The 15,695-nt window shown below is 48.3% G+C and carries 13 protein-coding genes; 9 read left to right on the top strand and 4 right to left on the bottom strand.

What is annotated here, in order from left to right:
* The first annotated feature begins 14 nt into the window (after positions 1–14).
* From ASF12_RS02345 to ASF12_RS02310, 8 genes are all read left to right on the top strand, one after another.
* Positions 15–578 carry an NAD(P)H-dependent oxidoreductase gene (locus ASF12_RS02345; RefSeq protein WP_056029068.1) on the top strand — a complete coding sequence of 188 codons (564 nt, stop codon included), beginning with the start codon at positions 15–17 and terminating at the stop codon, positions 576–578.
* Positions 579–765: 187 nt separating this feature from the next.
* Positions 766–2,847: a serine hydrolase gene (locus ASF12_RS02340; protein ID WP_056029066.1), complete on the top strand. Its 2,082-nt coding sequence runs from the start codon at positions 766–768 to the stop codon at positions 2,845–2,847.
* Between the two features lie 154 nt (positions 2,848–3,001).
* Complete coding sequence (locus ASF12_RS02335) at positions 3,002–3,679, top strand: response regulator transcription factor (RefSeq protein ID WP_056032683.1); 678 nt, start codon at positions 3,002–3,004, stop codon at positions 3,677–3,679.
* A 12-nt stretch (positions 3,680–3,691) separates the two neighbouring features.
* Positions 3,692–4,714, top strand: a complete 1,023-nt coding sequence (locus ASF12_RS02330; protein ID WP_056029064.1) for a sensor histidine kinase — start codon at positions 3,692–3,694, stop codon at positions 4,712–4,714.
* Positions 4,715–4,871: 157 nt separating this feature from the next.
* Positions 4,872–5,657 carry an ABC transporter ATP-binding protein gene (locus tag ASF12_RS02325; RefSeq protein WP_056029063.1) on the top strand — a complete coding sequence of 262 codons (786 nt, stop codon included), beginning with the start codon at positions 4,872–4,874 and terminating at the stop codon, positions 5,655–5,657.
* Positions 5,635–7,557: an FtsX-like permease family protein gene (locus tag ASF12_RS02320; protein ID WP_235533017.1), complete on the top strand. Its 1,923-nt coding sequence runs from the start codon at positions 5,635–5,637 to the stop codon at positions 7,555–7,557. The genes ASF12_RS02325 and ASF12_RS02320 overlap by 23 nt, the downstream gene beginning before the upstream one ends.
* A gap of 101 nt (positions 7,558–7,658) precedes the next feature.
* The gene (locus ASF12_RS02315) at positions 7,659–9,614 is read left to right on the top strand and encodes an AraC family transcriptional regulator (protein WP_056029059.1); all 1,956 of its coding nucleotides are present in this window, start codon (positions 7,659–7,661) and stop codon (positions 9,612–9,614) included.
* A 1-nt stretch (position 9,615) separates the two neighbouring features.
* The gene (locus tag ASF12_RS02310) at positions 9,616–10,401 is read left to right on the top strand and encodes an IucA/IucC family C-terminal-domain containing protein (protein ID WP_056029057.1); all 786 of its coding nucleotides are present in this window, start codon (positions 9,616–9,618) and stop codon (positions 10,399–10,401) included.
* 133 nt (positions 10,402–10,534) lie between these two features.
* On the opposite strand, the gene ASF12_RS02305 is transcribed toward ASF12_RS02310, so the two are convergent.
* Both ASF12_RS02305 and ASF12_RS02300 read right to left on the bottom strand, forming a co-directional pair.
* Positions 10,535–11,278 carry a hypothetical protein gene (locus tag ASF12_RS02305; protein ID WP_056029055.1) on the bottom strand — a complete coding sequence of 248 codons (744 nt, stop codon included), beginning with the start codon at positions 11,276–11,278 and terminating at the stop codon, positions 10,535–10,537.
* A gap of 222 nt (positions 11,279–11,500) precedes the next feature.
* A complete protein-coding gene (locus ASF12_RS02300) occupies positions 11,501–12,415 on the bottom strand; it encodes an arginase family protein (protein WP_056029053.1) in 915 nt (304 codons plus the stop codon).
* Between the two features lie 105 nt (positions 12,416–12,520).
* Between ASF12_RS02300 and ASF12_RS02295 the strand changes: the two genes are divergently transcribed.
* Positions 12,521–12,862: a winged helix-turn-helix transcriptional regulator gene (locus ASF12_RS02295; protein ID WP_056029051.1), complete on the top strand. Its 342-nt coding sequence runs from the start codon at positions 12,521–12,523 to the stop codon at positions 12,860–12,862.
* Between the two features lie 601 nt (positions 12,863–13,463).
* On the opposite strand, the gene ASF12_RS02290 is transcribed toward ASF12_RS02295, so the two are convergent.
* Together ASF12_RS02290 and ASF12_RS02285 are read right to left on the bottom strand one after the other, a co-directional pair.
* A complete protein-coding gene (locus ASF12_RS02290) occupies positions 13,464–14,873 on the bottom strand; it encodes a HAMP domain-containing sensor histidine kinase (RefSeq protein WP_056029049.1) in 1,410 nt (469 codons plus the stop codon).
* The gene (locus tag ASF12_RS02285) at positions 14,857–15,543 is read right to left on the bottom strand and encodes a response regulator transcription factor (protein ID WP_056029048.1); all 687 of its coding nucleotides are present in this window, start codon (positions 15,541–15,543) and stop codon (positions 14,857–14,859) included. The genes ASF12_RS02290 and ASF12_RS02285 overlap by 17 nt, the downstream gene beginning before the upstream one ends.
* Positions 15,544–15,695: the final 152 nt, after the last annotated feature.

Below are 15,695 nucleotides of genomic sequence, written 5' to 3'. Positions count from 1 at the left end.
AGGAGGAGCTTTCATTGAAAACACTCGTTATTGTCACACATCCCAGCATAGAAGCATCGGTCATCAATAAGCGATGGATAGAAGAGCTTGCGAAATATCCAGAAAAATATACGATACATGAATTGCATAAGGTTTACCCTGATGGAAACATCGACGTGGAGAAAGAACAGCAGTTGGTTGAAGCACATGGCAATCTGGTGTTTCAGTTCCCTATTTATTGGTTTAATTGTCCGCCTCTTCTTAAAAAATGGTTGGATGAGGTTTTAGCCTATGGATGGGCCTTCGGTTCTAAAGGTGGGGACAAATTAAAAAATCGCAAAGTGGCGTTAGCGGTATCCGCTGGAGCAACAGAAGAGAATTATCGGGAAGAGGGAAAATATCGCTACACACTTGCACAAGTATTGGCTCCTTTTGAAATTTCCTTCCTGTATTGCAGTGCTGATTATCGCTCCTATTTTGCTTTTTATGGTACAGAAGCGGAGCCGGGTGAAAATGAACCTGGTGCAGCGGCGGAAACGTCTGCAAGCAAATTAGAATCAAACGCGCTAGCTTATTTGAATTTTGTTGACAGCCTGTAACCCTGCCGCTGCTCAATCTTCAAAGTAGGCGTACATGACAAAAATGTAACCATTCTTCTCCTGTTTATCATCTAAATCGAACGACGGTGTTGGCTGTAAACCCTAAAATGAAGGTGTTGGAGCGGCAGTAATGATTTGAAAGAGCTAGCCAGTTCCAAAATTAGGGTAAGCAAGGAGAGGATTTTAATTGATCCATCATAAGAAACGAACCCGCATCACATCTTGTATTTTGGCGGCACTTCTGACGCTGACTTTTACAGGGGAAGCAAGCGCGTATGCGCAGCGCCAACAATCCCATTCGTCTGCCTCCATTAATCAGAATGCCTCAGTCAGCAGCGCGTCCCCCACCCCTTTGACGAGCGGTCCGCGCGATGCGAAGGAGGTGGAGGCCTTTTTCGATGCTTTTTTTGAGCAGGATGCCATACAGCAAAAAGCCGGGGCCGCTGTAATATCCGTCGTACAAGACGGAAAAGTGCTCGTATCCAAAGGCTACGGTGTAAACGATCTGACGAAGAAGTCACCGGTAAATGCGAATAGTTCCACCTTTCGAATCGCCTCGGTCTCCAAGGTGTTCACGGCGGCTGCCGTTATGCAGCTCGTCGATCAAGGGAAAATATCGCTGCAAGATAATATTGAAAAATATTTGGATGGTTACAAAGTAAACAACCCCTATAGTACACCGGTTACGATCGAAAATTTATTGACGCATACGACGGGCTTTGAAGTGCGTGAGCCTACAGATGCCAGTTATTTGCTGGATCCCGCCCAAAAGCCGATTTCCCTTAAGGAAAGCATCTTTGCTGTATTTCCGCCAGTCGTTCGCCAGCCGGGAACCTCCTATATGTACGATAATTTTGCTTCAAGGCTGCAAGGCTACATCGTCCAGCAGGTAAGTGGAGAGCCCTTCGGCAGCTATATGCAAAAGCATCTGTTCGAGCCGCTAGGCATGACCTCAAGCCATTTTAGCCTCACTAAAGATCTAGCTGAACGGCTTGTCACCTCTTATGATGCGGAGGGAGGCGTTATTCCGGTGTACGGTTTTTCGCCGAGCGAGTGGCCGGAGGGCAGCATGTTATCGACAGCCGCCGATATGGCGCTGTTTATGAAAGCCTTCTTGAACGAGGGCCGGGCGGAAGACGGCAAGATTATTTTGTCGCCCGAATCGGTGAAGGCTATGTCGACCTATCATATCGCCATCGATCCGGACTTTCCGGATATGACATACGGCTTTGAAGCGCCTGTCGCTCCGTCCCATACGAACGGGGAAGCCGTCATCTCCAAGGGGGGCGATATACTTGGCTTCAGCTCGCTTCTCTGGCTGCTGCCAGATCGCAAAACCGGTGTTTTCGTTTCCTATAATTCGAATCAGGATTTGCGAAATGATTTGTTTGCCGCATTTATGGACCACTATTACGCCGATCAACCATCGATATATCGACCTGCTGCAGACTTTAAGCCGTTGCCTGCGAAGGAGCTAGCCAAGTTTGAAGGCTTGTATTCGGATTTGCGCATCAAGCTGCTAACGAAGGTCGAAGCGACGGGCGACGGCACTCTCACCGTAAGCGATATTTCCAGCCGTCAACTATTGAAGCAGGTCGATGATTTGCTGTTTGTGGATGAGCAGGGCAATCCCCTTGCATTCAAGGAGGATGCGGATGGGAAAATCAGCTATCTGAAATATGCTAACCTTTTCAGCTACGCAGCAAAAATACCCGAGCACCAGGAAGGCTTCCCTGACGTATCGATTGGTCATCCCTATGCCAGCTACATTTTGGGATTGAAATCGCTTGGCCTTATGACAGATGATTTGTCTAAGCCGTTTCAACCGGAGCAGGCGGTCACCCGCGGCGCCTTCATCCAAGCTTTTAATGCGATATGGAGCATTCCTGAATCCACGAACCCGGCCTCATTTAAGGACGTCGAGCATTCCCCGTATCGCAAAGCGATCCAAGCCGCCGTTGAGGCGGGGCTGCTGAATGGGAGCGGGACCGGCTTGTTTGAGCCGGACCGGCCTATTCTTCGCGAGGAAGCGGCAGCGATCGTTTATCGCCTGCTGACGATGACGGGGATTAGGACGCAGGATTCCACTGCTCCGCTTGCGCCCGGCACATCGAAATGGGCGATTGACGCCGTTAGCTCCATAGTGAAATGGCAGCTGCATGGGCCGGAGGTAATCGAAGCCGGCGGGGCGATTGATTACGGCTCGCGGCGGGTGTTAAACAAGCAGGAGCTGGCGGCGCTGTTGTTCACGATGCTGCTTCCGGCGTAACGCTGCTAAAATAAGGTATGATTGGGGGGCAATGATTTGCCGCCCCTTTTTGTGTGCAAACCTGGAATGGTATGATGTAGAAAGCAGCCCTTTAGTTGGCGAGGTTCATCGAGGCTGCGCAACACTTGGAAGAAGGGATTTGGCTCTAGTGGATTTGAAAATACTGCTGATTGAAGATGATGAGGCCATATTTCGTTCGTTGAAGGAGAGGCTGGAGCAATGGTCGTTTCAAGTCACTAGTCCAGAGCGGTTTGATGATGTGATGAACACTTTTATTAAAGAGCAGCCTCAACTCGTTATTATCGATATTCAGCTTCCCATGTATGATGGCTTTCACTGGTGCCGGGAAATTCGGGCGGTGTCGAAAGTGCCGATTCTCTTTTTATCCTCGCGTGATCATCCTTTGGATATGGTCATGGCGATGAATATGGGGGCAGATGATTATATTCAAAAGCCGTTTCATATGGATGTGCTGATGGCCCAAATTCAGGCGATTTTTCGTAGAACCTATGCTTATGGAGAAGCAGCGGCTGATTTGATCGAATGGAATGGCTCTATTATAGATATGAAGCGCGGCCTTATTCGTAAAAACGGACAGGATGTGCTTTTAACGAAAAATGAATTTTTTATCCTCGTTGTGCTCGTCCAGGCGAAGGATACGATCATATCCCGCCACGATCTCATTCGCAAGCTGTGGGACGATGAACAATTCGTCAACGACAATACGCTGACAGCGAATATAACCCGGCTGCGCCAAAAGCTGGCGGTTTTCCAATTGGAAGAAGCTATTGTCACCAAGAAAGGGCTAGGCTACATGGCTGCCACATTATGAGGGGGAAATGCGTTGCTGCTCCGCTATTTATATGATAGAAAAAGCTGGATTGCGTTCTACCTGCTTTCTTTGCTGTTCGTGGATTTGTTAATCTGGCTGGACAACGGCATTGCGATTCAAGCGGTCTCGATGCTGTATATGAACGCCCTGCTCATGCTGGCAATGCTGGCTTTTTTAGGATGGCGCTTTCGAAAAGAAACAGCCTACGCGCGCGCACTGGCAAGCACGGCTGAAGAAATAGAGGAGGACTGGATCGAAACGCTGCCGCCTGCTTATTTTTATGATGAAGAAGCAACAAATCAACTTCTGCGAGCGGCAGGTCACTGGTATTCGGACAAGCTTGCAGATAGCTATGCGGCCCGCACGGTGGAGCAGGTTTATACGGCGGCTTGGGTGCACGAAGTGAAAGCGCCGCTGACCGCTATGAAGTTAACGATAGATGCCGATAGGAGCAGCCAGGCGCTGCGAAAAATCGAATCCGAATGGCTGCGCATTCATCTGCTCATTGACCAGCAGTTGTACATTTCACGGCTGCCTGCGCTTGAGGCGGATTATGTGGTGGAACAGGCTGGGATTCAGCAGCTTGCCGCTCTGGAAGTCCGGGAGCTGGCCTCTTGGTGTGTAGAGAAAAATATAGCCGTAACGTTTGAGGGGGAAGAGGCAATCGTCAGGACGGACCGCAAATGGTGCCGTTTTATTATGAGGCAATTACTGACGAATGCGGTCAAATACAGCCCTCAGGGCGGTACGATACTTCTGTCGACGACCGTTGCGCCTGAAGGGCATGTGAGAATCACGATTAAAGATGAGGGACCAGGTATTGCCGCTCATGACCTGCCGCGAATTTTTGATAAAGGGTTTACGGGAGGAAACGGAAGGCTGCAAAATGCGGCAACCGGACTGGGGCTTTATTTAGCGCGGACGGTTGCGGACAAAATCGGGCTTGGCCTGACCGTCCAGTCTGGGCCGCAGGCAGGAACAACGCTGGAAATGACCTTCCCTGTAAGCAATGCGTTCGAAGCTATTCGGACATGAAGGGCGGAAAAAGGACAGTTATAGCAGATATTAAAATCAAGCCCGTTTCATATGACAATAGTGTCACATAGAACCTCCTGCTTGTCATCTGATGCGAGCGACGAGTGTGGTCTTTTTCTCTAAAATGAATGTTAGATCAGAGCAGGAGGCTATGTAGATGAATCATAACAAATTGCCAAAAACCGTGCTGCATGCGCAGCAGGTCCGTAAATCATTTGGTGTCAGAGGAAATGTTCAGCAGGTGCTTAAGGGGATCGATCTACGTGTCGTAGAAGGGGAGTTTGTCGGCATTATGGGGCCTTCCGGCTCAGGGAAGTCCACGTTGATTAATGTGTTGTCGACCATTGATAAAGTGACGGAAGGCAAAATATTCGTTGAAGATGCGGACATCTCGAATATGAAAAATGCGGAGCTGTCTATTTTTCGGCGCAATAAGCTTGGTTTTATTTTTCAAGATTATAATTTGCTAGACACGTTAAGTGTAAAAGAGAACATTTTGCTGCCCGTATCGCTAGGCAAGTTGAATAAAAAAGCGGCTGAGGCAGCATTTCAGACGATTGCTGCGGAGCTGGGCATTTTGGAAATTGCCCATAAATATCCGCATGAAATTTCCGGCGGCCAGCGGCAGCGGACGTCTGCCGCACGCGCATTGATCCACGAGCCTGCTATTGTATTTGCAGATGAGCCGACAGGTGCGCTGGATTCGAAGGCAGCATCGTCGCTGCTTGGAAAGCTGGAGACGCTTAATCGGTCGCGCAGCCTTACCATTATGATGGTTACGCATGATCCGGTAGCTTCAAGTTATTGCAGCCGGGTCGTGTTTTTGAAGGACGGCATGCTTTATTCTGAAGTGTACCGGGGCAGCAAAACGCGGCAAGCTTTTTTCAAAGACATAATGAATGTGCAGGCTGTGCTCGGAGGTGACCACGTTGACACTGTTTGAACTGGTTATCCGCAGCATGCGTAAAAACATGAAGCATTATTATCTTTATTTTTTTGCGCTTATATCAAGTACAGCCCTATATTTTGTATTCGCTACCTTGCAGCATGATACGTCCATCATGACCGCGATATTCGGAGATATTCAATTCGCATCGTTGTTTAAAGTGTCAGGGCTGCTGCTGCTGGCCATAGTGGTCATATTCATGCTGCAGGCGAACAGTATTTTTCTAGGGCGCCGCAGCCGGGAAATCGGATTGTATCAGCTGATAGGCCTGACGCGCAGAGGGGTGCTGCTGCTGCTCATTGCCGAGAATATGCTCCTTGGAATAGGAGCACTCCTCCTTGGGATTGGAGTTGGTGCAATCGCGTCGCGGCTTTTTTTACTTATTCTGCTGAAACTGGTCGGGATCGAAAGTGTTATCTCCGTCTCTTTCTCAAGCTCGGCAGCTATTCAAACGGCTATGGTGTTTGCCATTCTCATCGGGCTCACATGGATACAAATGGTGTTTAAAGTTTACTGTACTACGCTTCTCGAGCTGTTCAAGGCGGGCCGGCAGGGAGAGCATCCCAAACAGCCCAAAGCAGCTTTCTCCGCTATGATGGGACTGCTTAGCATAGTGCTGATCGCGGCGGGCTATATGCTAGCTAGCCAACCGCTTGGGCAAGGGCTGTTTTTGCGAATGCTGATTATTCTTGCCTCGACTATACTCGGAACCTACCTGCTATTTCGTGTCACGATTGGCTGGCTGCTTTACTCGGTTCGAAGGAGCAGGAACGGACAGCTTGGACTGAAAAACAGCTTGTCCCTCGCTCCAGTCATGCATCGAATGAATGCGAATGCGAGCTCGCTCACGCTCATAACGGTTTTGTCAGCGATGACTCTAACCATGGTGGCAATCGCTTATTCGCTGTATTATTCAGCCGAGAGCGAGTCGCGTGGGATGCTGCCTTACGATTTTATTTTTGAAAATAGTAGTCAGGCTGCACGCTCATTTCGTACGGAGCTGGAGCAGGCAAAGCTAACGTTTAAGCATCAATCGGTTGAGGCTGTTCGACTGACAGGCACTTTTAGCAATAGCCGGGAAGGAGAACGCAGCCTCTTGCTGCTCGCAGCAGAACAACTGCAGGGGAGCGGCGCCGATAATGTCCTGCCTAGGCAAGGCGAGGCAGTTTGGTACAAAGGCCAGCGGCCAGCGTTAAGCAAGGAGCCGGATACCGTTCTATTTCCACAAACGGTGGATTTTGAAGCCAGCGGAATCCCCCTCACCATTAAGGTTATGAAAGGCATCGATCGTAATGCGATGAACTACAACGTAACGGGCGGTCAACTTGTCGTGCCGGAAGCAACGTTATATGCGATTCGTGAGCAGCTGCCTGCTGCTTCTGAACAGGCGACCATTCGAATAGATACATACCAAATTTCAGACAAGAGCGAGCGGGCAGTCGCATCCGGTTTTTACGCCAAATATGTTAAGGCAGCTGAGAACAGGCCGGACTTTGACACTTACTACAAAGCGTCGCTTCAAAAATTTGGGCTTATTATTTTTATAGCAGGTTTTCTAGGGTTTATATTCCTGATGGCAACAGGCAGTATTTTATACTTTAAACAGATGACAGAGGCTGAGCAGGAGAGGAAGAGCTATACGATTTTGCGCCAGCTTGGATTTGGGGAACGAGAGATTATGGGCGGCATTATCCGTAAACAACTATTTGTATTCGCGATTCCGCTGGCAATCGGGCTGGTCCATTCCATTGTCGCCGTGAAAGCCGCCTCTGCGCTGACGTTGTCAGATATTACATTTCCCGCAGCTGCTGCCATGGCGATGTATACGGTCATTTATTTCGTGTTCGCTGTGCTTGCCGTTGGTTATTATCGCCGAATCGTTAGGCTGTCGCTGTAGCCTTTATGCTGGCACCAGCTTAAAAACTCTTTGATAATGAGAATGATTCTTACTATAATGAAAGAGTTGGAAGCTGTAAATAGACATGGAAGGTGAACATAATGAAGTTGCAGGAACAATTGCCCTTATGGAATCATGCGGCTATACGGGTGCTTGATGTTCGTCGGTCTATGCTGCGATTGGGTGACAGTGTGCAAGGTTTCCGTTTGCCGGCGAGCGCCTTCTTGGTAGCTGTTGCTGGAGAGGCAAGAGTCCTCATTGACGGTACCGAGCATATCGTCGATCGCTGTTATGTGTGCCACGCTGGGAAAGGCGCAACGATCGACATTAACCAAGTCGCTGAGCCATTCGATTATTATATGATTTTTTATAAAGCCGTTCTCGCTGTGCCCAGCCGCAAAGAGCTGTTAAATGTGTATAGGGACAATAATCCCTTCCAAATGCAATATGGCTTTGCTCCTAACTATCCCCTTGGTGTCCTTGCCAAAATAGAGCAAATGCACACCTATTGGCTGCTTGATGCCCAATTGGAGAAATTCCATGTGCGAGCTATTTTTCACCAATTGGTGTACGATCTCCTGCTGCAGCTCCATGCGCATGAGGGAACGCCGATGGCCCAGCCAAACTACGTTAGCCAGACGATTCGGTTTATGGAGGAGCGTTACGCTGAGCCCATCAGCCTTCAGGATATAGCAAGTACCCTTCATTGCAGCGAAAGGCAGCTGCAGCGCTTATTTAAGGCGAAGCTGAGCATTGGGCCGCTCGAATATTTGATTCGAATTCGTATGGACCATGCGCAAGCGATGTTATTGAATACGAATTTATCGCTAAAGGTAATTGCGGAATCGGTAGGTTATGGGGATAGTTATTATTTTAGCCGGGCATTTAAGAAGTTTTGTGGCGTTTCCCCGCTGCATTATAGGCAAAAGAGTCGCATAAGTTCATCCTATGTGTCGGGATATTCCATTGGCTCCCGTCCTAATCTCTCCTATAATAATGAGCGTGATAATCATTATCAACATATTAGCGGGGGAGTTTTAGGAATGAATAGGAGCAAGGGGTCTATTTTAGCGGTCAGTTTGATGTTGAGCTTAATCTTGTTGCTCGGTGCATGTGCAACTGCGCCCGGCAACGGTTCGGGGAACAATACGGGAGGAGCCAGCCCAACTAGCACCGTTTCATCAAATACAAATGCTTCACAAACGGCACAACAAGCTTATCCGGTCGTTATTAAACATGCAAAGGGTGAAATAACGCTGGAGCAGCATCCTACGAAAATTGCGGTGCTTGATACTAAATTTGTGGACCAGCTGGTGACGTTAAGCGAGCAGCCAGCGGGCAGTGTGAAAGCTGCGGCAGATAAAACCGATTTCCCTGAGTATTTATCCGAGAAGCTGACGGATGTTAAATTGCTCGGTACGAGGGATGAGCCGAATTTGGAAGCTATTGCTGCCATGGAACCGGATTTAATCATTTGCACAGAGTTTCAGGAAAAAGTATATGATAGCTTGTCTAAAATTGCGCCTACCATCATGCTCGATTTTGATGAGAATTGGCGCGATACTTTAACGACCTTCGGCAAAATTGTTGGAAAATCGGAAGAAGCGAGTGCTGTTCTGGAAGCTTATAACGAGAAAACAGCTAAGCTGAAGGAAGAGCTTAAGGCGAGGCTTGGAGACCAGACCGTTGCGCTCATTCGTCCACGTGATGAAGGCATACGGATTCATACGCCGAGCCACCGCACAGGGGACATTTTATATAACGATCTAGGTTTGTCTGCTCCACAGCAGGTGCTCGATGAGAAGGATACGGCTTATCAAATTTCGTTTGAAGCTTTTCCAGAAGTAGGGGCAGACCATTATTTCCTCGTACATGACGACATGTTCAAGGAGGTCGTTGAGGAGTTCCAGCAGACGGAAACTTGGAAAAGTGTTGAAGCCGTGAAAAATAATCAAATATATGAAGTAGATTCGAACATATGGATTGCTTATTATGGGCCGATCGCGATTAATATGATTGTGGATAGAACTGCGGAAATTTTCCTTGGAACGCGATAACATGCCGGTTAATCTTTCACCTGCACAGTGGAAAGAGCTTGAAGCCATGTTCAAGTTTACGCCTGAAAAAAAGGAACCGCCTGCTGCTCTCTCCATTGCAGCCCAAGATTTGCTAGACCTAGAGAAATGTAAGTCCTATCTGGATCGACTAGCAAGTGAAATAGGCGCGCCAACGAGAAGAGTAGCAGCATCCATGCTTGCGAAGCGCTATGCTTTTCTATACGTTGCACCTGTCTTGTATGCGATGACGGTATATAACAAGGGCTTGCCGTTAACGTTAAATAACTGCCGACTGGCTTCGCCTGATGAAAGTGAAAGTAAGGTGAGCGGCTCCAAGTTTCCTAATTTGAGCATTGATGGACTGGAGATTATTGAGCCAGAGGCGGGAAAACGGCTGGAATGGCGGGAGCAGATGCTGCGTCAGCTATTTGCGGAGCATCTTTCACCCTTATTTCGTTCTTTATCCGCAGCTGGCAAAGTTCCGCTGGCGATTTTGTGGGAAAATGCATTTGTCCGTGTGGCTCCGCTATATGAGGATGGTTTGGAGGAAGCGGAGAGTGAGCCATCCGTTCTACAGCGTCTTCATGACGATTTTAAGTTTATGACAGAAACTGCACCAGCGGCCCTATTTGGAGAACGCCGCAACCCGCTTGCGAAGTTTGCAAAACCGACCAAGGCAGGCAGGGCCGGAGAAATGTTGACCTCTATTCGTCAAACCTGCTGCTTTTATTACGAAATGTCCTCCGAATACTGCAGAGCTTGCCCGAAGCCGCTCAATTGTGGTTGACGAAAGGGCGGGGGCCAGACAATTGTAGTTCAATCGTTGAATAGTCAAGCGTACATCCTAGGGGATGCGATAATAAGCATCAGCAAAAAAGCTGCTATCGGTATAGTACCAATAGCAGCTTTTTTTTGCTTTTTTAATTTAACTTAATCGCAGTAAGACTGCCGTTTGTCTTGAAATCCGTTGTATAGGATACGGTAGTGGTGGCGGAGAAGGTGCCCGTTGGTCCTGTGATGGTTATCGTAGGAGCGGAGGAATAGCCTGCACCTGCATTTGTGATTTTGATTCCGGTCACTTTGCCGTTCGTTAATAGGGTTGTAACGGTCGCCGCCGTATGCGTCCATAACTCGCCCTTGCTGCCGTTGTAGCGGTAGTAGTTCGATACTTCATCCAGACGGTCGTTGGTAATGCCATAGGGAGCAAGCACCTTCAGCAGAGCGGCTTTATTGGATTGTGCCTGCTCAGAGGTAGGGCCGCCGCTTTCGGTGCCCGCAGGTGTTACACCGCTGAAAGCTTCACGGAATACTTCGGTAGATACGCCAAGCGCGGCAGCTATGAGAACAACGGGTCTGCCATGGTCCACGGAATCCGTGTCAAAACCGCCTTCGATCGAGATTGTATAACCGTTCTGATCGGTTACGCTGATGCCCGCTCCTGATCCAGACCCGGCATGAGCGGATGGCTTAGCCTTTTCAGAAACCGGGGAGGAGGGGGGATGTTTGTCCGGTTTTTTCTGCTTATGGACTTGGGCTGGAGCAGTTGCCTCATTCGTCTTATCGTCGGGGTTGGCATTACTGCTGTTGGCCGTGGTCAATTGAACGGCACCTGCACTCACCGCAAGCAGGATGAGCACGGTGACGATCGTTTTTTTGGCTTTCATAGGGGGAAGCTCCTCTCAAATGGGGGGATGTTGTTCTAGACTTAGATTAATATATATATGTGTCAGGAAGATGTTGAGGGAGAATGGGGGATGGAAACGCCAACCAATCATGATTTTTGCATTTGCGGCCACATAAAAAATACACCCTCGCAAACATAAAGCACGAGAGTGTATTTTATGATTAAGCTGATCAGTGTTCTATCATAATTACCGATGATGACATTACTTATTAAAAATAGGTATTTCTCCGAGCAGATTTTTCAAGTTAATCGCATCCCACGGCAAATGTTCCGTTATGCCTAATCCAACTACATCTGTTTCTTCAGATAGTTGTTTAATCAGATGAAGTAGTTGAGGCATTAGCATCGTTCCCGCAGGAGAATAAGGATAAGGGGCTTCGGGATTCGCGAACAATAAAGAACGAAATGCCTTTGGATCAAGCACATCTAAATCGAGATGAATCGCTAAGTGCTTAATGCCGCTTTCTTTAATCCACTTCTTTATAGATTCCGTGCTGCTTGATAGCTCTGCGGTGCCTGCGGTTTTAATACCTAGTCTTTGAATCATTTCGGTGTCTGGTTCGACAGGGGCTATTCCTAGTCTTTGAAATGCTTCTGAAATGACTTCAAATTCCTGCTCTGTTGGAGCTGCTAATCCCGCGATAAAGACATTTTCAGGCTTTAGAGGGACTTTCACATGTTTTGCGAACTCCTCATCCCCTTCTCCCAACAAATTCCCGAGCGGTAATGTATGTCCGTTATCATAGCCCACATATCTAACTAAATCACTATGAGCATCAATCCAAATTAAGCCTAATTCCCCACCGTAGCGTTCGTTCAAATAGGCAAATGGGGCTTGTTCGACTAAGCAGTCGCCACCAAACATGATAATGCGATCTGGCTTATGGGCATTAATGATATGCTGAGCAGACTCTAATTGTTCAAGCAGCTGCTGTCTCCCTTTTATACCGTTCTCGTTTTCAAGTGGAGTGCCATCATACGCTTGCACGGGCACATGAATAAGAGGTTGATCATTGTCCGGAGCTAGCCAAGCGAGCAGTTCGGCTCCAAAAGAGTAGTTAGGGTTGTCGCCCCCTTGCCATTGCGGCATTAACAGGCGTATTGTTTGATTAGTCATGTTTTGTTCTCCTTTACGTCAAAGTAAGGCTAGTATAAACTGAACGTAAATTAAAACGTAGTACGCACTTTATTGATAGGTACTACCCGAAAGGATAGTGTAAATATGAGTATGGCTGAATATAAAGGTAAAGTTAAAAATATTCAAGATACACCTTTTGGTTATACAGTGTCAGTTATTGGTGGTAAATGGAAAATGGTTATCATTTATCTTCTGGCAGAAAACCAGCCGGTTCGTTTTAATGATCTGAAAAGACAGATTGGAACGATTACTTATAAAACGTTGAGTTCGCACCTTAAAGAATTGGAAGCGGATGGTTTGGTGAATCGGAAAGAGTATCCTCAGGTTCCGCCTAAAGTCGAATACAGTCTCACCGATAAAGCGGAAACGCTATTACCCGTTTTGGAACAGCTATGTGAATGGGGAGAAAAAAACCAAAATAATTAAATCCATTTCAGTTGCCAGCTAGGTGTATAGGCATACCGATGCCGTGTTGCAGCGCCTTGCTTAGCGCTTATTCGAGGAAAATCTCATCTGACGATTCAAGGCTTACGGAACCGCAGCATGCCATTGTAGCTGAAACATTATTGTTGAGAACACTAATGCTGAAAAACGAATGCTAAAAAACGAATGCTAAAAAACGAATGCTGAAAACACTATTGCGTAGAAAACGCAGCCGGGGGACGCTCAACTCTTTTCTGAAGGACAGAGGTTCCGCTATTCTGGCTATTAATCTGGTTTCGGATCTTATGCGGACAGGAAAACCGCTATTGCCCACATCATCGCCTCAAAATGGCTTTTGGCAGCACATTAGCGTCTCCTGAGTCCGCAGCCTGTGCCAAAACCCGTGATTCTATTTAAATAGCGGCTGCTGTGTCCGCCAAGTCGATTATTGAATACGTTTGAGACTAAATTCGAAAGTAGCCATACGATTGCAAAGAAAAGAGCCAGCCAGATGCTGCTGGCTGACCTTAATTAATTGGCAGACACTAAGATGGTTAGACAGACACCAAGATTGCTGGACGCCTCGAAACGGCCAAACGAGTGGCTACGGCTGCTTAGGGAGCAATAGCTGAAACGTCGTCCCTTGCGGCGTGCTGTGCTTTAAATTCAACTGGCCCCCCATGGCAATGGCAAGCATTCGGCTGTAGGTAAGACCGAGGCCTAGGCCGCCGACAGCAAGCTTTTTACGCTCACCGCGAAAGTATCGCTCGAAAATATTTTTCTGCTCCTCTTCCGATATGCCTGGACCGTTATCCTGAACGTTAATTTCATAGCTGCCAGCTGAAGATTCCGATAGAGAGACATGAATGCGGCCTTGGCCTTGCAGCGCTTGCCTGCTATTGTTCAGCAAATTCACAATAATTTGCTGAATGCGGCTTGCATCTCCGACAGCCAGAAAAGCACCGTTTGGAATATCGGCTGATAGCTCGAGCCCCTCTACAGGATCCAGCAGTCCCCATTGGTATACAATTTCGCCAACTAGCTTGCCGAGATCAAGCGTGTCCTGTCGGACGCTGATTTTACCGGAAGCGAAGGCATTGAAATCCAGCAGGTCGGTGACCATATGCTGAAGCCTGCGTGTCTGCTGCAAGGAAATTTCCAGAAATTCCTCTGCTTCCTCCTCCGCAACCACTTGATCGCGAACGGCATGAATAAGGCCATGAATGGAGGAAATCGGTGTTTTCAGCTCATGTGTCACGCCGGCAAGCAGCTCCGTCCGCAGCTCTTCCAATGTGCCGAGGCGCGCAGCCATCGTCTGGAACGATACCAGCAGGTCGTGTATTTCCTTTTCCTTCACATGGTTAGGTACGACTACCTGATAATTGCCAGCCTCCATCTGATTCAGCGCTTCAGCGAGCTGCTTGATCGGCCTTCTTAAATTTCGCGACAGAAAGTAGATGATGAGCCAGCCCAGCAAGCCTGAGCCAAGCAGCAGTGAACCGATGAGGCCGTAATTCTGATTAACATGGACTAACTCCTTGTAGTCGTAGGAAATGGCAAGCGATCCGATGGCCTCCCCTTTGTTTTTGCCCCATATTGGCGTTGTCAGCGTATATTGATCATCTGATAGGGTGACGTTCAACTCACCCGAAAGTGGAGGGAGGGCTGGAGCAGCATCTCTGTCTCTGGGACCCTGTTTAATAAAAATAGCGGTCCCGTTATGATCAAATACGCGCAATGAAAATTGTCCCGGCAGCGAGTAGCGGCGCTGGGTGCGGTCGATCCATTCATAGAAATGGCCCGGAATGACGATTTGTCCACTTTCTTGGCTCACATACTGCGAGGCGACCTGCGCAAAGGCTTTGAGGTTTTGCTTCCGCTCATGCAGCGTCTCCTGGCGAATCCAGAAAATCGATACCAATCCAATGATAAGCAGCCCTATGAATAAGGTAAGCACATAGCGAAAAGTCCAGCGGCTGAGCAGCGTTTGGCGACGATTAGTGGATGTTGGCATAAAGCATATACCCCGTCCCCCGCAGGGTGCGGATTTCTCCTTCTTCTGGCGGCCAATGCAGCAGCAGCTTGCGCAAACGCTTGATGGCCAAATCTACTGCCCGATCGCTGCCCTCATAATCCATTCCCCAAACTTTATCTATTAACTGCTCGCGGTAAAAAATCTGGTTCGGATGCTCGGCGAGGAACATGAGCAGCGACAGATCGCGGGGAGTGATCGAAAGACTGGCACCATTCAAGTAAACCGTATGTGATTTAAAATCGATGCGAATGCTCCCAAACGTAACCTGTTCCGAGCTGACGAGGGAGCGGGGCGGCCGTCTGAGCACCGCATGAATGCGGGCGACAACCTCTTCTGGCTCAAACGGCTTCGTCATATAATCATCGGCTCCTTCGTTGAGCCCCAGAATCCGGTCGCTTACATCGCCTCTAGCCGTCAGCATAATGACGGGACAAGCGCTTTTGTAGCGAATATGGTTCAACACTTCCCAGCCATTCATGCCCGGCAGCATAACATCGAGAATAACGAGCGTAGGAACTGCCGCATCAAAAGCTTCAATAGCTTCCCGTCCGTTGCGATAGATGCGGCAATCAAATCCCGCCTTGCGTATATAGGCTGCGAGCACCCGGGAGATGGCGTCCTCGTCTTCGACAATCATAATCGTATTCATAAGTAATCCTCCGATGTGGCGGTCTAACATACAGTCACCTCTGAAAAAAGTATACCGCCTGAGCTAGGGAATGACTATACGCTGAGCTTCATGCTGACACATATTTTAAACGGTTATTGAGTCAGGGGAATGTCGGGGGAGGTATACCGCCA

Source organism: Paenibacillus sp. Leaf72 (genome assembly GCF_001422685.1).
Lineage (GTDB): Bacteria > Bacillota > Bacilli > Paenibacillales > Paenibacillaceae > Pristimantibacillus.
The sequence above is the reverse complement of the archived record's forward strand: the minus strand, read 5'-3'. Positions and strand labels throughout refer to the sequence as shown.

Coding starts and splice junctions, on each gene's coding strand:
- ASF12_RS02325 (WP_056029063.1), top strand. CDS start 4,872: ATGAATCATAACAAATTGCCAAAAACCGTGCTGCATGCGCAGCAGGTC.
- ASF12_RS02315 (WP_056029059.1), top strand. CDS start 7,659: ATGAAGTTGCAGGAACAATTGCCCTTATGGAATCATGCGGCTATACGG.
- ASF12_RS02310 (WP_056029057.1), top strand. CDS start 9,616: ATGCCGGTTAATCTTTCACCTGCACAGTGGAAAGAGCTTGAAGCCATG.
- ASF12_RS02305 (WP_056029055.1), bottom strand. CDS start 11,278: ATGAAAGCCAAAAAAACGATCGTCACCGTGCTCATCCTGCTTGCGGTG.
- ASF12_RS02300 (WP_056029053.1), bottom strand. CDS start 12,415: ATGACTAATCAAACAATACGCCTGTTAATGCCGCAATGGCAAGGGGGC.
- ASF12_RS02295 (WP_056029051.1), top strand. CDS start 12,521: ATGAGTATGGCTGAATATAAAGGTAAAGTTAAAAATATTCAAGATACA.
- ASF12_RS02290 (WP_056029049.1), bottom strand. CDS start 14,873: ATGCCAACATCCACTAATCGTCGCCAAACGCTGCTCAGCCGCTGGACT.
- ASF12_RS02285 (WP_056029048.1), bottom strand. CDS start 15,543: ATGAATACGATTATGATTGTCGAAGACGAGGACGCCATCTCCCGGGTG.